The sequence below is a fragment of the Arabiibacter massiliensis genome, assembly GCF_902386925.1.
Classification (GTDB): Bacteria; Actinomycetota; Coriobacteriia; order Coriobacteriales; family Eggerthellaceae; genus Arabiibacter; species Arabiibacter massiliensis.
Genome location: NZ_LR698996.1, coordinates 274483 through 293173, shown reverse-complemented (window position 1 = coordinate 293173; position 18691 = coordinate 274483). Strand labels below are relative to the sequence as shown.

The following is an 18691-nucleotide window of genomic DNA, read 5'->3' as shown; positions in this document are numbered from 1 at the left end:
CGCGCACTGCCCGGACTGGCGCCTAGCGCTCTCCGGTCACCGCGCCTTCCGCGCGCAGGCTCTCGATCTCGTCGGGCTGGAAGCCGAACTCCTCGAGGATGTCGTCGGTATCGACGCCGACCCCGACCGATCCCCGCACGATTTGACCAGGGTTGTTTTTGAACTTGGGAACCATGCCCACGCCAGTCGTGTCGGTCTTGGTGAACGGGTCGTACCACTGCACGAGGGTTTCGCGCGCTTCCCAATGGGGGTTCTGCTTGCACTCGGCGTAGTCGAGAACGGGGCTTGACGGCATCCCGAACTTGGCGCCCATGGCCAGCACCTCGTCGCGCGTATGGGAGGCGACGTAATCTTCGATAGCCTGCATATAGCGAGGCGCGCGCGGATCGGTGCGACCCACGAAGCCGCCGTCCCTGAGCTCAGGGTCGTCGCCCAGGCCGATCTCGGCGATGAAGGCAGGGCTCGGGATGGGAATGGCCAGGATGACCCACTTGTCGTCGGAGGTGCGGTACACCACATCGCAGGCGGTCAGCGAGTCGCCGTTGCCGATGCGGTCGGGCTGCTTGCCATCCGTCACCGCATCGCACAGGTAGCCGGCCTGCAGACGGGCGGCCGCTTCGTACATGGCCACGTCGATGCTCTCGCCCGTTCCGGTGCGCTTCGCGTTGATATAGGCCGCCAGCGCGCTCCAGGCGCCTATCAGACCGGACATGTAATCGCACGTGTAAGGCTTGAGGTACATGGGGCCGGCTTCGTTGCTCACGCCGTTCATGGACATGATGCCGGAGAACGCCTGGCCGATCATGTCGTATGCCGGCAGCGGCACGAAAGCGGGATCGCCGTACTGGCCGAAGCCGGAAATATGCACGATCACCAGGTCGGGCTTGATGGCCCACAAATCCTCGTCGCTGAACCCCAGCTTCTTCCACGTGCCGGGCTTGGAGTTCTCGATGAAGATGTCCGCCTCGCCGATGAGCTTGGAGAACACCTTCTTGCCTCCTTCGGCCTTCAGATTCAGGCCCAGGCTGCGCTTGTTGCGGTGCTCCATGGAGAAGGTGCGGCCGTACAGCTTCATGACGTCCATTTTCCCCGGGTTCTCGATGCTGATGACCTCGGCGCCGTTCTCGGCGAAGACGCTCGCGCAGTACGGTGCGGCCAGCGCCGTGTGGCAGGCGACGACCTTCAGGCCTTGCAGGTTGCCGAACGCGGGCATTTCGGTGATTTTCATAACCTCTCCTGTTCGTTCAGATGTATATGCGCGGGCCGCCGCCTTGGCGGCCCGTAACGCCCTATCGCAGAACGTCGCGCGCGACGACGATCTTCAGCACTTCGTCGGTGCCCTCGATGATGGGGATCACGCGGGCGTCGCGGTAGAGCCGCGCCACGCCGTAATCCTCCACGATGCCCATGCCGCCGCAGATCTGCACGGCGCGATCGGTGACCTCGACGGCCACCTGCGCGGCGAACCACTTGGCTTTCGCGGCGCCGGCGGCCACGTTCTTGCCCTCGTCGAAATCGCGCGACACCTCGAACAGCAGCGCGCGGGCGGCCGAGATCTTGGCGGCCATCTCGGCGAAGTACCACGAGATCCCCTGGAACGATGAGATGGGCTTGCCGAACGCGATGCGCTCCTTGGCGTAGACGACGGCCTTCTCGAGCGCTGCCTCCGCGATGCCCACCGCAGCGCTCGCGGTGCCCATGCGCGCCTCGTCGAGCACGCTCAGCACGCCGCGCAGGCCGTGGTTCTCCTTCCCGATCATGTTGAGCTGGGGCACCCGCACGTCCTCCAAGAACAGCTCGCCCGTGTTGGAGCCGTGCATGCCCAGCTTGTCGAACAGCGAGCCGATCTTGAGACCCGGCGTGTCCTTGTGGACGAGGAACGCCGAGATGCCGCCCTGGTCGGTCTCGTTCGTGCGCGCGGAGATCAGGTACCAGTCGAAGATGCCCAAGAAGCTGATGAAGGTCTTCTGGCCGTTGATGACCCACTCGTCGCCGTCTTTGACGGCCGTCGTCTGGATGCCCGCGGAATCGGAGCCCGCGCACGGCTCGGTGAAGCCCAGGCCTCCCTGCCCTGCCACGAGGCCCGGCATGAAGGCCTCTTTCTGCTCCTGGGTGCCGATCTGCTCGACCAGCGTGGCGATGGGGTTCGAGCAGCCGATGAGCGCCATGGACAGGTTGGTCTTCGCCACCTCGACCTCGATGGCCGAATGCAGCACCATGCTCTCCCCCAGTCCTCCCCACTGCTCCGAAATGGTGCAGTTCGGATAGCCGAGCTCGCGCATGCTCTCGAGAACATCCATGGGGAAGACGTCCTGCTCCAGATCGGTCGCTACGCGCGGGGCAAGCACCGTCTCGCAAAACTCCTTGACCGAGTCGAGAATGATCTCCTGATCTTCGTTGAAATAGCCCATAGCGCTTCCTTCCTCTCATACGGTGGTGCCCTCAGGCATCGATGGCTCGCCGTCCTCGCACGGCCCCTTTTACGGGCCCTGAGGCTTGACGCGACGCATGCTATCACCGAGACGAAGCGCGCCCCGATTCGCCTTGTTATATTTGGAATCCGCTCGGAGGGGGCGGCGTGTCAATGTGCGTAAAGACATGTCGCAGCGTCAAGGTGTCATCCTATTTCAACAGGTGAAACAAATGATGGCGTAAAGCAGTACCGCTATGCAACGTCAAGGAACCGCATTCAGGCTCGTCGAAACGAACCGTCCATTTTCTTCACGATCATGTACAATGTTGACAACGCCGCAGAAAGCGAGGGGGATGCCGTGGATGACTTCGTTATCGAGAGCCTTGAGAACATCAAGCAGACCTGGCTCCACGAGCACCAAGAGACGCTTGACTCGTTGCCGGAGACGATAGCCGACAGCTGGAGGAGATCCCTCGCGTTCGGCGTCGATCCGAGCAGCGCGCGCCTTCCCCCCATCGCGGATTGGATCGACGGTTACGCAGCCGGCGGCCAGGATCCCCTTGCCGAGAGGGGGGCGGCGGATTTCGCCCGATCGCTCGACGAGCTCTGCGCAGAAAGCCGCATCGCGTTCGCCTTCGCAAACCGCTCCCTGCGCGTGGTCCGGATGATCGGCCACCCCAACGTGCTGAAAAGGCTTGCAGAGCGCAATATCGACCGCGGGGCCAGCCTGTCCGAGCGCAGCGCCGGAACGAACGCGTTGTCGCTCTCGCCCTTCCTCAACGTTCGCACTTTCTTGAAGCCGGGCGAGCACTTCTCCAAGGCGTTCGAGGGGTTCGCGACCGCGGCGAACGCGCCGTCGCCGAGATCGTCCGTGCGCACCATGGCGCTCGTCCCCGACAAGCTGGACGCGGAGGCGCTGTTGCCGCTTGTCAAGCTCGTCCTCGACGCATGCGACGTCGCGTTCGAGGCCCGCCAGACGGGCGCGGCCGGCTTGATAGGCAACGCCTTCTTCGGAGAGCTGCTCGAAGAGCATCGGACCTCGTGCATGGTCGCAGACGCCGAGGGGCGCGTCGTCTCGCTGAGCGAGGGGTTCGCCTCGGCCGTGGGCGGACGCTGCGCGCTGGAGAAGGGGGCGGACGCGTCGGGGTTCGTGCGAGCGCTCGAGCCGATGCCTGCGGCGCGCCGAGATCGCGCAGGTCGAGAGCGGATGATCGGCATGCTGCGCACAGGATCGCGCGAATACGTTGCGCGGCGCTACGAAGCCGCCTCGGCGGCCGGCGAGACCGTCTACACCCTGCAGGAGGCGCCTCGCGTAGGCGTTCCCGCGCATATGGCGTCAGCCAGCCCTGCCTCGCTCCGCGGAACGGGAAAGAGGGTCGCAGAGCTGAGGCAGACCGTCGAGCGGGCAGCCCGGACGGGTGCGAGCGTGCTCGTCTGCGGGGAGCCGGGTACGGAAAAGGCGCTGATAGCGAGGATCATCCACAACCTGAGCGCGCCCGATGGGCCGTTCGTGCACCTGGATTGCGCCTCGGTCGAGCATGAGGGCCTCGCTCGGGCGATCTTCGGAAGCGAGGCGCAGGGATGCGAAGAGCCCGGAGCGCTTGAGCGAGCGCGGGGAGGCACCCTCTACCTCAGCTCGATCGAGCGCATCCCCTCCTCCGTTCAGGCAAGGCTCGCCGACGCCTTGACGAACTCGATGTTCGCGCATGCCGAGGGCTTCGAGCAGCATCCGCTCGAAGCTCGCCTCATCGCCTCGTCGCACGCCGACCTGTCCCAACTAGCACGCCAAGAGCTGTTCAGGGCCGATCTGCTCTACCTCCTCGACGTCGTCCGCATCGAGTCGATTCCGCTCCGAGAGCGCTCGGACGACTTCGAGGACGTTCTCGCGCCCCTCCTCGAGGATGCCGCGGAGCAAACGGGCCGCAAGGCGCTTTCCTTCACCGAAGAGGCCTTGCGGGCGCTCAGGGAGTACCCGTGGCCCGGCAACCTGCACGAGCTTCGCAACGTGCTGGCGAAGCTCCACTTCGACGTCCGAGGCGAATCCGTCACGCCGCGCGATCTCCCCGCGGGCATCGTCGCATGCGCTCCTCCGGAAACGAGGCGCACCCCAACGCGAAGGCCGTCGAATCAAAACGCCCGAAGCCAGGAGGAGGCCACTTTGCGCAGCGTCCTTGACAAGATCGGGGACAACAAGACCGAGTGCGCGCGCGTTTTGGGCATCAGCCGCCAGACGCTGTACAACAGGATGAGGAAATACGGGATCGTCGACGAATAGAAAGCCGCGCCATGAACATCCAACATCTGCAGTATTTCAAGAAGATCGTCGAGACGGGCCAGATCACGGAGGCGGCCAAGAAGCTCTACGTCACGCAGCCGGCCCTGACCAATGCGATCAAATCGCTTGAGAAGGAGATCGGCCTCGAGCTGTTCTCGCGCAACGGCCACCGCCTCGAGCCCACCGACGGGGGGCGGATCTTCTACCGGTACGTCTCCAGAGCCCTCGACAACATCGAAGAGGGGGCGTCCTTGGCCAAGCAGGTGCCCCATGCCCTGCAACCCGTCATCCGCATCGGGCGCGAGCACCAGGTGCGCGCTGAGTATTTCAACATCCTGATCGACATCTCGAGGCGGAAAAGCAAGCCCGATCTGGAAGTCGAAACCACGGTGGCGGCGCGGCAGGAGCTCGTCGGCATGCTGGAGCGCAGCGAAATCGACGCGATCGTCACCTTGGCCGAGATGGACGAGGAGAACGTCCGCTGCGTGAACATGGGCTACTACGACCTTGTCGCCGTCGTGAACCGGAACAACCCGCTTGCCCGCCGCGACTCCGCGGATGCCGCGCTGCTTTCCCGCTATAAGCTGGTCAGCTACCATCCTTCGGCCCCGTTGGCCGGAAAGACGCCCTTGCTTCTCAAAGAGCGGGGGCTGAGCGCCGAACAGGACTACGACGAGGACAATATGCTCTACCTCGCCGCCAGCGGAGACGAGAACGTGATCGCGCTCGTGCGCTACACCTCCGATATCAAGCTCTACCCCCAGGTGAAGGCTCTTGCCATCGAGGGCATGGAGCGGGGGACGTTCGGCACGTACCTCTCCGCCAAATGGGGGCCGTACCGAACCGAGGAAGTTGACGGCTTCCTGCAAGTGGCCTTCACCCTTGCGATGCCCGACACTGAATCGTTCCAAAAGCAGATGGAGATGGCCAAGGCGAACGAAATCTCCGGATAGGAAACGGCCCCGGTGACGCTTGGTCGCCGGGGCCGGGTCTCGTCGTTGGCGGTTCGTTCCTAGCCGAAGCGGTACTCGACGCCCATGGTGGGCTGGGGGTTGTCCCACTTCTTCACGATCGTGTCGCCGCAGGCGATGCGGCAGGTGCCGCACTCGAGGCACCCGGCGTAGTCGAAGGACTTCTTGCCCTCGGCGTCGATCTTGTAGAGGGCCGCCGGGCACACGCGGACGAGCTTCATGAACTCCTCGGTGTCGGGGTCCTCGACGAGCTCGATGTGCGCGCTCTCCTCGTCCACCTCGTACTTGTCGATGGCCAGGTACTCGTCGACGTTGACCGTGATCTCGTTCACCTTGCTCACAGCGCCTTCACCGCCTTCCTCACCTCGCCGGCCAGCTTGAAGAGGCCGCGCTTTTTCACAATGGGCATCATGCGCTTCATGAGCGGCTTCTGGGGCTTGCCGTCCACGCTGAACATGGCGTTGAAGATCTCGCGCACCATGACCGGGTAGTCGGTGAACATGCTCGACCAGCCCTCCATGACATGGGGCCACTTGGAGAAGGTCCTCAGGTCCTGGATGACGAAGGAGCCCTCCATCTTCTGCTTGTAGGAGGCCAGGCCCGCCTCGCTCGTGTCGCCCGCGTCGATGGCGGCCACGGCGGCCTCGGCGGCCATGCGCCCGCTCGCCACGGCGAAGTCCATGCCGCGCACCTGGTAGCCCATGTTCATGCACAGCCCCGCCGTCTCGCCGGCCACGAGGCAGCCGTCGAACACGTACTTCGGGACCATGCCGTAGCCGCCCTCGGGCACCATGTGGCCGGAGTGCTCCACGAGCTTCGCGCCGCGGATGATGGGGGCCACGGCCGGGTGGTTCTTGAAGTCCTCGAGCATCTGGTAGACGGGCGTCTCGTTCGCGCCGTCGGCCGCCAGCGAGATCGTGGCCACGAGGCCGAGGCTGATGGAGTCCCTGTTGGTGTACAGGAACCCGCCGCCGACGCTTCCGTGCGTGCAGTCGCCGACGAACAGCATCGCCGCGCCCTCGCCCTCGGGGACGAGGAACCTGTCCTCGATCTGGCCCGCGGGAAGCTCGAAGACCTGCTTGATCCCGACGGCCATCTGGGAGGGCTTCGGGCGGGGGTTGCCGAGGCAGCGCTCGGACAGGATCGGGTTGCAGCCCTCCGCGAGGATCACCACCTGCGCGGTGATCTCGTCCTCGCCGGCGCGCACGCCGACGACCCGGCCCGCCCCGTCCTTGATGAGCTCCTCCACGGCGATGCCGCAGATGTACTCCGCGCCCGCGTCCTCGGCCTTGCTCGCCAGCCACTGGTCGAAGGGCGCCCGCAGCACGGAGTAGGAGTCCCTCCCCTCCTCGGCGAGCTCGGGGCTCGTGAAGTCGATGGCCATCTGGCTCTCCGGGTCCATGAACGCCATGCGCTCGTGGGTGATCTTGCGCTCGAGGGGCGCCTCGGACTCGAAGTCCGGGAACACCTCCTTGAGCGAGTGGGAGTAGATGCGCCCGCCGGTCATGTTCTTCGCGCCGGCGAAGTTCCCGCGCTCGACCACGAGCACGCTCTTGCCGGCCGAGGCCGCGGTGTAGGCCGCCACGGCCCCCGCGCACCCCGAGCCCACGACGATGACGTCGAAATCGCTCTCAGACACCGTGTGCTCCTTTCTCTCTTCCATAGTTTATTAGTAAGGCCGCCCCGCCGAATCTCATGGCAGCGCGGTAAACGGAGGGAGGGGTTCGGCTGCGTCCACCAAGCGAGTTCCCCTAAAGGGACTAGCTTCGCGTCGCCGCAGCGCAGCGAGGACTGTCCGAGCGACTGGACGCTGCCGAACCCCTCCCGGCCAGGTTGTTAGAGCGCCGCCACGAGCTTCGGCAGGACGTCCTTCACGTCGCCGATCAGGCCGTAGTCGCACTGCTTGAAGATGGGGGCGTTCTTGTCCTTGTTGATGGCGAACATCGCGCCGGAGCGGTTGCAGCCCACCATGTGCTGCATCTGGCCGGAGATGCCGGCCGCCACGTACGCCTTCGGCGAGAGCATCAGGCCGGAGACGCCCACGTAGAGCTCGGTCGGCAGCCAGTTCACGCCCTCGGTGAGGGGGCGCGAGCAGGCCAGGCCGCCGCCCAGCTTGTCGGCCAGCGCGCGGGCGAGGTCGAGGTCGGCCTCCTCGGCGAAGCCGCGGCCGGCGGCCACGACCGCGTCGGCCTTGAACAGGTCCACGCCGCTCTTCTCGATAGGCTTGGAGTCGATGAGCTTGATCGGGTTGGCCGGAGCCACCCAGGCGGCCTCCTCGGAGGCGTTTGCGCCGGAGGCCTCGCAGCCCTCGAACGTGCCGGGGGCGACCGTGTAGATGGCGAGGGCGCCGGCGGCCTTCTGCACGCGCTCGGCCACGCCGCCGAAGTACATGGCGCGGGCGCCCGCGTCCTCGAAGGACATGACGTCGGTGATCACCGAGGTGCCCGCATGCGCGGCCAGCTTGCCGGCGATGGACTTCATGTGGCGCGTGGGCTCGACGAGCACGACGCCCGGCTGCTCGGCGTCGAAGACGGCGATCACGGTGTCGGCCGCGTCGTCGAGGACGGCGCCGGCGGGCACGGAGATGGAGACGACCTTGTCGGCGACGGCCGCGGGGGCCTCGCCGAAGGAGACGAGCACGACCTCGTCGGCCATGGTGCGGGCGCCGGCGGAAAGCTCGCGGGCGGCGTCGGCGCGTTCGGCGATGACAAGTGCTTTCATGATGTTCAGCCTTTCTACGTGAACGATGGAATCGACGGATGGACGCGGGGCCTAGAGGGCGGCCTTGAGGGCGGCGGCGAACTGCTCGATGGCGCCGTCGGCAGAGGCCTCCACGACCTGCTGCTTGCGGTCGGCCTGCTCGGGCGCGAGGCACGAGATGGTCTCGAGGGCGGCCTCGGTCGCGGCGTCCGCACCGGACACGTTCATGGGCTTCTTGCCGGCGGCGAGGATGTCCTTCATGCCGGGGATGCGCGGCAGCGCGATGTCGGGAGAGACGGACACGACGGCGGGCAGCGGGACCTCGACGGTCTCCACCACGTCCTCGAGCGTGCGCTCGACCACCACGGCACCGTCCTTCGCCTCGATCTTCGTCGCGCCGTTCACCACGGGCAGGCCCAGCTTGGCGGCCAGCTGCACGTCGGTCTGCTGCGCGTAGTTGTCGGCCGAGCCGTCGCCGCAGAGGATGAGGTCATAGCCGCCCACCTTCTCCACGAGCGAGGCGAGCGCGGCTGCGGCGGCATGGGCGTCCATGTTCGCGTAGGCGTCGTCGGCGGCCATGAACAGCTCGTCCACGCCGCGGGCGAGCACGTTCTTCTTGAGCTTGGAGTCGTCGATGGACGCGGGGCCGGCCGTGACGGCCACCACGCGCGAGCCGTCGTTGGCGGCGGCCAGCTGAGCCGCGGCCTCGAGGGCGTTCAGATCGTAGGTGGACACGATGCCCTTGGCCTTGGAGTAGTCCAGCGTGCGGTCGGATGCCACCTGGATGTCCTGGTCGTCGGGAACCACCTTGAAAGCAGCAACGATGTTCATGCTAACCTTTCCCTTCTCGTCTTCCTCATTCGGGCTTCTACTGTCAGAGGTGCCGGGAACGCTGCATGCGGCCCCGACGCGTTGGGTGCACTATGCCTCGCCGTTGCCGCGCCGTCATCGCAAAACTGCCGTGAAAACATCATTACTTAGCTTTTAACTATGCGCGAGCAGGGATTTTGCGATGCCCTCGCAAGTGCTTCGGAAGCGATGGGGATGCTCGGGAAGGCGCGTCCGGCACGTCGCGGGCGCGCTCGCGCGGCGGGGCCCGCAACGGCCGCGATCGCCGGCACGGGGCCTTCTCCGAGGCGACGCGGAAGGGCCGAGCGGGGGCGGCGGGCACGCTTTTCCAAGCGCCTCCGGCAGGCCGAGAGACGCCGTTCGCACAGGCCTGCCGCGCCGCCTACTGCTTTTCTTGCGATGCCCCCTTTTTCGGTATCATCGAGATACTGCGCGGCTTGCGATGCGCGCGGCGGCCGTGCGGGGCATCATGGTTGGCATGCCGAGGGCATCGCCCGGCATCGCAGAGAGTCGCAATCATTCAAGGAGGAGCAATGGCAGATTACTACGGCACCGACACCGTCGTTTCCGAGCTTCGCGAGGACGGCCTGCTGATCATCCGCATCAACCGCCCCGAGGTGGCGAACGCGCTGAACGGCGTGACGTCGAAGGCCATGGAGAACATCATGAACAACGCCGAGCTCGACCCGGCGGTGCGCGCGATCATCGTCACCGGCACCGGCAAGGTGTTCTGCGCCGGCGAGGACCTCTCCGAGCTCTCCGAGGGCGGCGAGTGCCAGACCGTGACCGAGCACGGCTTCGGCGGCCTCACGGCGCGCCTGTGCTCCAAGCCCGTCATCGCGGCCTGCAACGGCTCCGCGGCCGGCGGCGGCATGGAGATCGCCCTGTCCTGCGACATGGTGGTGGCCTCCGAGCGCGCCAAGTTCGGCTGCACCGAGGTGGGTCTGGGCATCATCGCCTCCACCGGCGGCCTCGTGCGCCTCGCCCGCGACATCAACCGCAAGGACTGCATGGAGCTTTTGCTCACCGGCAAGAAGATCCTGGCTCCCGAGGCCAAGGCGCTCGGCCTGATCAACTACGTCGTGCCGCCCGAGGAGGTCATGGACAAGGCCATCGAGCTGGCCGAGGCCTGCCTGAAGAACGCGCCTCTGGCCCTGAAGTGGACGAAGTACATCGTGCACGCCGCCGACCAGATGTCCGAGGAGGACGCGATGCGCTACTCCGACGCGGCCTACCGCTTCCTCGAGAAGACCGCCGACGGCATCGAGGGCCCCGCGGCCTTCGTCGAGAAGCGCGAGCCGAACTGGATCGGCAAGTAGCATCTCCCCCGCTTCGGCGGACGAACGGCGTCTCGCAGGCCGCACCCCGCGAGACGCGCGCAACCCCGGGCCCTCGCCAGCCCGGGGTTTTTTCGCGCCTAACGCGTCGCACGCACGACGGCGGCGGTGAAGGCGCGGCCTTCGTGCTGCGGCAGGGCGTCCGAGCCGTCGGGCGTCGCCGGTCGGCGCTCGATAAGCTCGCAAGAGGCGAACCCCGCCTGACGCGCCATCCGCTCGAACTCCTCGAGCGTGCGGGCCGCGCCGAACACGTTGCCCTGAGCGGCGAGCGCGCGGGCCTCGTCGGCCGGGAGCGCCTCGTCGGCGAATACGCCCGCGAGGTGGAGGAACCCGCCCGGCTTGAGCGCCCGGACTGCCGACTCAAGGGCCGCCTGCAGGTCCCACGCCAGGTTGAGCACGCTGTTCGCGAACACGAGGTCGAACGAGGCCTCCTCGACGCCGGCGGGCGCGAGGTCCTCGAACAGGGCGCACGCGAACGCGAGGCGGCCCGCCCACGCCTCCCCCGCCGTGCGTTTACGCGCCGCGAGGGCCCGGGCGCGCTCGACGAACGCAGGCGACGGGTCCACGCCCAGCACGAAGCCGCCCTCCCCCACGCGCTCTGCCAGCTTGCACGCGCCCTTGCCGCCGCGGCACCCCAGGTCGAGCACGCGTCTGCCTGCCAGATCATCCGGCAGCAGCATCTCGCACCGCCCGCTGTACCCCTCCCGCGGCAGCGCCGCATAATACGCGAGCGCCTTCTCGCGATCCTCCATGGCCGCACCTCCTCGCACGCGATTGTAGCATGGGAGGCGCAGCGCATCCCCGACGTGAAACGATTCCGGCGGGCCGCGCGGGAACCCGCCTTCCGCGACCTGGGCGAACGCGGGCCGGCCGCCGTGCCGAGGGACGCCGGGCGGCCCTTGCACGCCGCCGGCGGTTTCACGTCGCGGGTTTTTATGTCGGAAACGTACGATTCGCGTGCAGCGGCCGCTCGGGCGGGCGGGTCGCGCGCCAAAGGGAGGGGGTCGTTCCGGTTTTGGACTCCTCCGATGCACGGTTTTTCCCGCTCTGAAGCCCGCCCGTGCGGCCTGGCGGGAGCCCGCTTCGCACGACCAGGGGAAACGCGCCGGGGCTGCTCCGTCCAGCGCGCGAGGGAACCCGGAGGCCGCCGAAAACCCTTCAGAGCGGCCGAAACGCTGCACCCGAGGAGTCGGAAACCCGAAGAAGGGCGGCAGCCGGCTTTGGGGAGCGGGCCGCGCGGATCCGGGGCCGCCCGATACGAAAACCATCCTCGGCCAAGCGGCCGATTGTGCGCCAAGGGGGGAGTCAGAACGAGGGTTTTCGGTGGCACGGGGCGGCCGAGCGCTCCCGCGCCACCTCCCTCATTCCCTTACGCGCCTCGCGGGCTCGCGTCCTCGAGGTCGAGCGAGCTCGTCTCCAGAAGCGACTTGCCCTTCGTCTCGGGCGCCATGATCACCGACAGCACGAGGCCGAGGATCACGAGGCCCGCCGCCACGAGCATGGTGGGGCCGATGCCGAACGTGGCCAGGAAGATGGGCGTGCCGTACGTCGAGATGATGGTGCCGATGCGCGAGATGGAGATGGCGATGCCCACGGCGCTCGCGCGCACCTCGGTGGGGAACAGCTCGTTGGGATAGAGCCACTGCAGGATGCCCGGGCCGCCGCTGAAGAACGCGTACAGGCCGAACCCGATGATGATCACGAAGATGGGCGCATCCGGGAACACGCCGAGGATGACCAGGCCCACCGCCATGAGCGCGAGCGAGCGGATGAGCAGCGGCCGGCGGCCCATGGAGTTCAGCCAGAACATGGCCGGGATGGAGCCGATGAGGAAGAACAGGCTCACCACGCTCTCGCCCAGGATGGCCTCGTGGCCCTGGCCCAGGCCGAACGCCGTCATGATGTCGGGGCCGAACGTGTAGATGGCGTACATCGGCACCACCTGGCACAGCGTCAATATCCCCAGGAAGATGATGCGCTTGAAGTAGCCGCCGGCGAACACCTTGGACAGCTTCGTCTTCTCGCCCGGCTCCTCGAGCTCGAGCTCCACGCCCTCGCCGAACACGCGGCGCATGACCGCGTCGGCTTCCTCGGTGCGGCCCTTCTGGGCGAGCCACATGGGCGACTCGGGTATGTCGTGCCGCCCGATGAGCAGGATGACGCAGGGGATGACGGCCGAGCCGAGCATCCACTGCCAGCCGTTGGGCACGCTGTAGAGCGCGTAGCCCACGAACGCGGCCACGGTGGCGCCCAGGTACCACGCCGCCGACACCATGCCCATGGAGATGGAGCGGTGCTGCTTGGGCGTGAACTCGGCGATGAGCGAGGTGGCTATGGGGTAGTCCGCGCCCACGAACACGCCGATGAAGAAGCGCGCCAGCACCAGCTGGAGCGGATCGGCGCAGAACACGCTCAGGATGGAGAAGGTCCCGATGGCGATGATGTCGATGATGAACATCTTCTTGCGCCCGATGCGGTCGGTGAGGTAGCCGCCCGCGATCGTGCCCACGAAGATGCCCAGCAGGACCGAGGCCCCGATGGCCGCGCTCCACGCCTCGTTCAGGTTGAACAGCGGCGTGATCTGGGTGAGCGCCACGCCGATGAGCGAGAGGACGTAGCCGTCCAGAAACGACCCGCCGCTCGAGAAGAACGTGATCTTGCGGAGGAACGGGGTCATGGCCACGTCGTCCATGGTCCTTTTGGCCGACTTCTTCACCTTGTCGACCACCTCGCCGCCGATCTGCTTGGCGTTGCTGGCGGCCTCGGCCACGGGAGGGCTGGTCACCTGCGTCATATGCTTCACGTTGCTCATGCTCTCATCTCCTTGTATGCTGGCTGATCTGGGCTGGCGCCGCGCGGGATCCTTCGACTCCGCTCGCTGCGTTCGCTGCGCTCAGGATGACAAACTGCGTGCTACTTCCACTCGCAGATGCCGAAGTTCAGGTGCGGCTTGGCGCCGGTCTCGTCGGCGTCGGCATCCACCAGCTGGAAGCGGATCTCGTTGTCGCCCACCTTCCACATGCGGGTCTGAAGCGCGGTGCCCGGCAGCACAGGGCTGGTGATGCGCGTCTTGAAGCGCGTCATGCGCTCGGGCTCGCCCGGGAAGAACGAGCTGATGATGTGGCGCATCGTGAAGCCGCCCAGGCTCACGCCGTGCGCGATGGGGCGCGCAAGGCCGGTCTGCTCGGTGTAGGCGAAGTCGATGTGCTGCTGGTGCCAGTCGCCCATGAGGCGGTAGATGAGCGGCATGTTGAGCGGCATCGTCTCGGTGACCACGGCGTCCGGCGCGCGGTCGGGCATCTCGACGATGTCCTTGGGGGCCTTCGGGCCGCCCCAGCCGCCGTCGTAGATGCACACGTCCCACGTCTCGGTCTCGCACAGAAGCGTGCCGTCGGAGGAGTACGAGCGCCCCGTCTGCTTGGACAGGCACCCGCGGCCCTCGCCGCGGTCGTAGAGCGCGTCCTGGGTGACGAACGTCTCCACGCGGTCGTTCATCTTGAAGGGCGCGTGCAGGCGGATCTCGAAGCCGTAGTGCAGCGAGCCCTCGTAGTTGTAGCCGTAGTCGAGCGTGCGCGTCATCTCCTCGTGCACCGTGAGCGGCACGCCGAAGATGGGCAGCACCTTGAGGTCGGGGTTGCCCGCGTCGTGCTCGTTCACGTAGATGAGGTCGGTCTGCCCGTCGAAGCCCGCGTTGCACCCGAGCGCGCAGATCTCCAGGTCCTTGAACGTGTACTCGCGGACGAACGGGCCGAACTCCTTGCCCACGATCTCAGTGCTGATAGCCATGGCTCCCTCTCCTTTTTCCGTCGGTTAATGCAGCAGCTTCTTCTCTATCTTCATGGAGCACGTCCTGGGGAAATCCTCCACGAACTCCACGATGGAGGGCACCTTGAACGGGGCCAGGTGCTCCTCGCAGTGCGCCCGCACCTCCTCCTCGGTGAGGCGCGCGCCGGCCTCGAGCCGCACGAACGCCTTCACGGCCTGGTCGCGGATGGGGTCGGGCACGCCGATCACCGCCGACTCGGCGATGGCGGGGTGGCACTCGAGCACGTTTTCCACCTCGCCGGCCGAGATGTTCTCGCCCGCGCGCTTGATCATGTTGGCCTTGCGGTCCACGAAGAAGAACCAGCCGCTCGCATCCACGTAGCCCTTGTCGCCGGTGCGCAGCCAGCCGTCTTCGGTGAACGCGGACGCCGTGGCCTCGGGGTTGCGGAAGTACTCCTTCATGACCGTGCGGCCGGGCACGCCCTTGACCTGGATCTCCCCCACCTCGCCGACAGGCGCCTCCACGCCGTCGTCGCCCATGATGCGCGCCTGGTACCCCAGCCCCACGCGCCCCACGCTCGGCCAGTTGCGCGGGCCGCTGGGCGGGTCGGTGAGCACCCAGCCGATGGTCTCGGTGGAGCCGTAGGTGTTCATGATGCGCGCGCCGAAGCGGCGCTCGAACGCCTCCTTCTCCTCCTTCGTCACCGGCAGGAAGTAGAGGATCTCGCGCAGCTCGTGGTCGCGGTCGTCCGGCGATTCGGGCTGCAGCATGAGCGTGCGCAGCATCATGGCGACGCACTGGGTGACCGTGGCGCGGAACTCGCGGATCTGCGACCAGAAGCGCCGCGCGCTGTACTTCTCCACCACGATGAGCTCGGCGCCGGCCGTGAGCACGGGCATGAGCGCCGCCAGCTGGAAGTTGGAATGGCAGGCCGGCATGGTGGTGAGCAGGCGGTCCTCCTTGGTAAGCGACACCTCCCAATCGGCGTACAGGCCGCTGAACAGGATGTTCGCATGCGTAAGCACCACGCCCTTGGGGCGGGAGGTGGTGCCGGAGGTGAAGATGATCTCGGCCGGGTCGTCGGCGGACAGCTCGCAGCGCTCGGCCAGCTCCACCGGCGCCTCCGCGCGCAGGGCCGTGAAGTCGCGCAGCAGCGGCTCGGTGCCGAGCGCCGCGCGTGCCTCGGGCGCGCCCTCCACGTCCTCCTCGTTCATGCGCGCCACGAAGAGCCCCTTGGGAAGCCTGCCCGCATCGCGCAGCCCGGCGTAGAGGCCGAGGAACTTCGGCTCGATGACCGCGCAGGTGGCGTCCGTGCTCTCCAGCACGAAGTCGGCCTCCTCGGCGCGGTACTGGTCGTTCATCGGCACCATAACGGCCCCGATCTTGGCCAGGCCGAACAGCGCGATCATGAACTCCGGGCACGTGCACAGCTGCACGGCCACGCGCTCCCCGCGCGCGACGCCGAGCGCCAAAAACACGTTGGCCGCCCGGTTGATCTCCTCGTCGAAGGCGCGGTACGTGTACGCGCGCGTCTCGTCGGCGCGGTTGCGGAACCTGAGGAACGTGCGGTCGCCGCAGGCCGCCACGAGGCCGTCCCAGAGGCTGCGCACCGTTTCGTTTCCCACGATGTCCGTCACTCGACTCACCCTTCTCGTCGTCCGATCCCGATATCCGCACGATGCCGTCCTCGCCGGGTGCAGCCGCGTCGAGGGCGGCATCGTGCGGATGCGCGGCCCGTCCCCTCCCGCGGGACCGCGCATCCTCGAAGCCCGCCCGGGGCGCTCAGAGGCCCCGGGCACGAAGAGGTGCTACTCGCTCACCTTGACGACGCCGGCTGCGGCCAGCTCGTCGATCTGCTCGGGCGTGTAGCCGAGCTTGGTGAGCACGTCGACGGTGTCGCCGCCCTGCGCGGGCATCGGACGCCAGATCTGGCCGGGGTTGTTCTTGAACTTCGGGAACACGCCCAGGCCGTGGAAGGTGTCGCCGTCGGCCGTCTCCCAGTCCACCCACGTGTTGCGGAGCTTGAGGTGCTCCTCCTCCACGAGGTCCTCCATGTCGTTGACCACCTGGGCCGCGATGCGGTGGTCGGCGAAGTCCTGCTCGATGTCGTACTTGGAGTTGGCCAGGCAGTAGTCCTCGAACGCCTTCTGGATCTCGTCGGCGTGCGGGTTGGACAGCCACAGCCCGCTCGTGTCCTCCGGAATGTCCTCGGTGCCCCAGAGATGCCCGAGGCCGATGGTCTCGAGGAAGTACTTGTTCTGGTCGACGCCGTAGAGGCACACGCCCAGGAAGCCGTCCTTGCACTTGAACTCGCCGATGCCGCAGAGGTTCTGGTTGCGTGCGCCCGGACGGGGCCACTTGATGCCCTCGTTCAGGTAGTCCACCAGGTAGTACTGGCCGATGGCCAGCAGCGTCTCGTACATGGCCAGGTCGATGGACTCGCCCTTGCCGGACTTCTCGGCCTTGTAGAGCGCGGCCATGGTGGAGAAGCCGATCATGAGCGTGTTGAAGTAGTCGCCGGCGTAGGGTCCGGGCAGCATGGGCTGCTCGGGCGTGCCGTTCTGCATGATGATGCCGGAGTAGGCCATCACCGTGAGGTCGTAGGCGGCGCGCTTGACCATCTTGGGGTCGCCCTCCTGGCCGAAGCCGGAGACGTGCACGATGACCATCTTCGGGTTGAGCTCCCAGAGCACCTCGTCGGTGATGCCCTTGCGCGCCCAGGTGCCGCCCTTGGAGGCCTCCATGAAGATGTCGGCGTCCTTCACGAGGTCGAAGAACACCTTCTTGCCCTCTTCGGAGAAGTAGTTCAGGGCCACGGAGCGCTGGTTGCGGCGCTCGGCCTGCTTCACGTAGGCGGTGTCGCGGATGGTGTCGCCCGCGCCCGTGTTCTCAAGCCACGTGACGTCGGCGCCCCAGTCGGCCATGAGGTCGGCGGCCTTCGGGCAGGCCAGCTCGACCGCCGCGTAGACGACCTTGACGCCGTCGAGGGGGCCGAAGGACGGCTTTTCGGTGGGAAGTGCCATGGTTTCCTCCTTGTTCGTAGATGACGGTGATGCGGCTGCGCCGCACTGCCTTGGGCGGATCCTTCGCTGCGCTCAGGATGACGATGATGCGGGTCCGTCATCCTGAGCGAGCAAAGCGAGTCGAAGGATCCTTCAAACAGAGCGCGTCAGCGCGACGCTTCCTTACTTCTGCTTGTACTTGATGGAGGCGCCCTTGGAGGTGGCGAGGATCATCATCTCGTCGGTGCCGCCGGAGACGCGGTCCACGCGCAGGTCGCGCCAGATGCGGTTGATGCGGTGCTCGCTGGCCACGGCGATGCCGCCCATGATCTGCATGGCGTCGTCGGTCACCTCGAAGGAGGCGTTGGCGCAGTAGTACTTGCACATGGCGGCCGCGGCCGGGTCGAAGGCGCCGCCGTTGTTGTCGGCGTTCCACGCGGCCTCGTAGAGCATGTTCTTCATGTTGGTCAGCTTGATGCACATGTCGGTGATCTTGATCTGGTTCAGCTGGAAGCGGCTGATGGGCTTGCCGAAGGCGACGCGGCTGTTCGCATGCGCCATCGCGTCCTCGAACGCGCTGATGGCGGTGCCGTAGTCGCAGGCGCCCACGAGCCAGCGCTCGAAGTTGAAGTCGGACACGCCGCGCATGAAGCCGTTGCCCTCCTTGCCGAAGATGTCGGACTCCTCGAGCTCCACGTTGTCCATGTACACCTCGCAGCAGCTGTCCATGCGCAGGCCCAGCTTGGTGAGCGGCGAGAGCTTCACGCCCGGCTTGCTCATATCGAGGAAGAACTCGGTGAACATCGTCTCGTCGTCGGCGTTCTTGGCCATGATGACCAGGTACTTCACACCCGCCGAGGAGGTGATGAAGGTCTTGGTGCCGTTGAGGTAGATCTTGCCGTTCTCACGCTTGTACGTGGTGGCCAGCGCGCCCACGTCGCTTCCGGCGCCCGGCTCGGTGCAGGCGGAGTTCCAGATCTGCTCGCCGGAGCCGAGCGTGGCCAGCACGGCGTCGATCTGCTCCTGGGTGCCCTCGCGGATGACCGTCTCGAAGCCGGGCAGCTGGTAGAGCACGTAGGTGGGGGCGCCGTAGCGGCCGAGCACCTCGTAGACCGCCATGAGCGTCACGCAGGGCTGCTCGAGGCCGAGGCCGCCGTGGCTCTCGGGGAGCATGATCTGGTCGAAGCCCAGCTCGCAGAGGCCCTTGACCCAGCGCAGCGGGTACTCATGCGCCTCGTCGCACTCGTGGAAGTACGTCTCCCAGTTCTCGCTCTCCATGTACTCGCGGTAGCTGTCGACGATCAGCTCCTGCTCGTCAGTCAACTTGAAATCCATGCTTGATTCCTTCCTTGTCGGGTTGACGGCGCGGCCCTTGTGG

General features: G+C 66.6%; 15 protein-coding genes. 3 read left to right on the top strand and 12 right to left on the bottom strand.

Annotation, left to right across the window (positions count from 1 at the left end; translation table 11 throughout):
• Positions 1 to 22 precede the first annotated feature (22 nt).
• Positions 23 to 1228 carry a CaiB/BaiF CoA transferase family protein gene (locus FX134_RS01170; RefSeq protein WP_080797154.1) on the bottom strand — a complete coding sequence of 402 codons (1206 nt, stop codon included), beginning with the start codon at positions 1226 to 1228 and terminating at the stop codon, positions 23 to 25.
• A 61-nt stretch (positions 1229 to 1289) separates the two neighbouring features.
• Positions 1290 to 2411 (bottom strand): acyl-CoA dehydrogenase family protein, encoded by a 1122-nt coding sequence (locus tag FX134_RS01165; RefSeq protein WP_080797153.1) that lies wholly within the window; start codon positions 2409 to 2411, stop codon positions 1290 to 1292.
• A 360-nt stretch (positions 2412 to 2771) separates the two neighbouring features.
• Between FX134_RS01165 and FX134_RS01160 the strand changes: the two genes are divergently transcribed.
• On the top strand, positions 2772 to 4688 hold the full coding sequence (locus FX134_RS01160) for a sigma-54-dependent Fis family transcriptional regulator (protein ID WP_172623327.1): 1917 nt from the start codon (positions 2772 to 2774) through the stop codon (positions 4686 to 4688).
• A gap of 11 nt (positions 4689 to 4699) precedes the next feature.
• On the top strand, positions 4700 to 5641 hold the full coding sequence (locus FX134_RS01155; protein WP_080797151.1) for a LysR family transcriptional regulator: 942 nt from the start codon (positions 4700 to 4702) through the stop codon (positions 5639 to 5641).
• 59 nt (positions 5642 to 5700) lie between these two features.
• Here FX134_RS01155 and FX134_RS01150 read toward each other — a convergent pair whose 3' ends face one another.
• The 4 genes from FX134_RS01150 to fixA all read right to left on the bottom strand — a co-directional run bounded on the left by FX134_RS01150 (position 5701) and on the right by fixA (position 9190).
• Entirely contained in the window at positions 5701 to 6000 is a 300-nt protein-coding gene (locus FX134_RS01150; RefSeq protein ID WP_080797150.1) for a ferredoxin family protein, read from the bottom strand.
• Positions 5997 to 7298, bottom strand: coding sequence for an FAD-dependent oxidoreductase (locus FX134_RS01145; protein WP_232050802.1), 1302 nt, complete (start codon positions 7296 to 7298; stop codon positions 5997 to 5999). Before FX134_RS01145 ends, FX134_RS01150 begins: the two co-directional genes overlap by 4 nt.
• 197 nt (positions 7299 to 7495) lie before the next feature.
• Entirely contained in the window at positions 7496 to 8380 is an 885-nt protein-coding gene (locus FX134_RS01140; RefSeq protein WP_080797148.1) for an electron transfer flavoprotein subunit alpha/FixB family protein, read from the bottom strand.
• Positions 8381 to 8431: 51 nt separating this feature from the next.
• Positions 8432 to 9190, bottom strand: a complete 759-nt coding sequence (gene fixA, locus FX134_RS01135) for a putative electron transfer flavoprotein FixA (RefSeq protein WP_080797147.1) — start codon at positions 9188 to 9190, stop codon at positions 8432 to 8434.
• 551 nt (positions 9191 to 9741) lie between these two features.
• Here fixA and FX134_RS01130 point away from each other — a divergent pair.
• The gene (locus tag FX134_RS01130) at positions 9742 to 10527 is read left to right on the top strand and encodes an enoyl-CoA hydratase/isomerase family protein (protein ID WP_080797146.1); all 786 of its coding nucleotides are present in this window, start codon (positions 9742 to 9744) and stop codon (positions 10525 to 10527) included.
• A gap of 98 nt (positions 10528 to 10625) precedes the next feature.
• Here the strand turns inward: FX134_RS01130 and FX134_RS01125 are convergent, their stop codons facing one another.
• The 6 genes from FX134_RS01125 to caiA all read right to left on the bottom strand — a co-directional run bounded on the left by FX134_RS01125 (position 10626) and on the right by caiA (position 18648).
• Complete coding sequence (locus FX134_RS01125) at positions 10626 to 11297, bottom strand: class I SAM-dependent methyltransferase (RefSeq protein ID WP_080797145.1); 672 nt, start codon at positions 11295 to 11297, stop codon at positions 10626 to 10628.
• Between the two features lie 617 nt (positions 11298 to 11914).
• On the bottom strand, positions 11915 to 13357 hold the full coding sequence (locus FX134_RS01120; RefSeq protein ID WP_080797144.1) for an MFS transporter: 1443 nt from the start codon (positions 13355 to 13357) through the stop codon (positions 11915 to 11917).
• 101 nt (positions 13358 to 13458) lie between these two features.
• The gene (locus FX134_RS01115) at positions 13459 to 14331 is read right to left on the bottom strand and encodes a MaoC/PaaZ C-terminal domain-containing protein (protein WP_080797143.1); all 873 of its coding nucleotides are present in this window, start codon (positions 14329 to 14331) and stop codon (positions 13459 to 13461) included.
• A 24-nt stretch (positions 14332 to 14355) separates the two neighbouring features.
• Positions 14356 to 15948: a crotonobetaine/carnitine-CoA ligase gene (gene caiC, locus FX134_RS01110; RefSeq protein WP_080797142.1), complete on the bottom strand. Its 1593-nt coding sequence runs from the start codon at positions 15946 to 15948 to the stop codon at positions 14356 to 14358.
• 171 nt (positions 15949 to 16119) lie between these two features.
• Positions 16120 to 17334 (bottom strand): L-carnitine CoA-transferase, encoded by a 1215-nt coding sequence (gene caiB, locus FX134_RS01105; RefSeq protein WP_080797141.1) that lies wholly within the window; start codon positions 17332 to 17334, stop codon positions 16120 to 16122.
• A 162-nt stretch (positions 17335 to 17496) separates the two neighbouring features.
• A complete protein-coding gene (gene caiA / locus FX134_RS01100) occupies positions 17497 to 18648 on the bottom strand; it encodes a crotonobetainyl-CoA dehydrogenase (protein ID WP_080797140.1) in 1152 nt (383 codons plus the stop codon).
• Positions 18649 to 18691 lie beyond the last annotated feature (43 nt).

Coding starts and splice junctions, on each gene's coding strand:
- fixA (WP_080797147.1), bottom strand. CDS start 9,190: ATGAACATCGTTGCTGCTTTCAAGGTGGTTCCCGACGACCAGGACATC.
- FX134_RS01165 (WP_080797153.1), bottom strand. CDS start 2,411: ATGGGCTATTTCAACGAAGATCAGGAGATCATTCTCGACTCGGTCAAG.
- FX134_RS01115 (WP_080797143.1), bottom strand. CDS start 14,331: ATGGCTATCAGCACTGAGATCGTGGGCAAGGAGTTCGGCCCGTTCGTC.
- FX134_RS01140 (WP_080797148.1), bottom strand. CDS start 8,380: ATGAAAGCACTTGTCATCGCCGAACGCGCCGACGCCGCCCGCGAGCTT.
- FX134_RS01170 (WP_080797154.1), bottom strand. CDS start 1,228: ATGAAAATCACCGAAATGCCCGCGTTCGGCAACCTGCAAGGCCTGAAG.
- FX134_RS01125 (WP_080797145.1), bottom strand. CDS start 11,297: ATGGAGGATCGCGAGAAGGCGCTCGCGTATTATGCGGCGCTGCCGCGG.
- FX134_RS01120 (WP_080797144.1), bottom strand. CDS start 13,357: ATGAGCAACGTGAAGCATATGACGCAGGTGACCAGCCCTCCCGTGGCC.
- FX134_RS01155 (WP_080797151.1), top strand. CDS start 4,700: ATGAACATCCAACATCTGCAGTATTTCAAGAAGATCGTCGAGACGGGC.
- caiA (WP_080797140.1), bottom strand. CDS start 18,648: ATGGATTTCAAGTTGACTGACGAGCAGGAGCTGATCGTCGACAGCTAC.
- FX134_RS01130 (WP_080797146.1), top strand. CDS start 9,742: ATGGCAGATTACTACGGCACCGACACCGTCGTTTCCGAGCTTCGCGAG.
- caiB (WP_080797141.1), bottom strand. CDS start 17,334: ATGGCACTTCCCACCGAAAAGCCGTCCTTCGGCCCCCTCGACGGCGTC.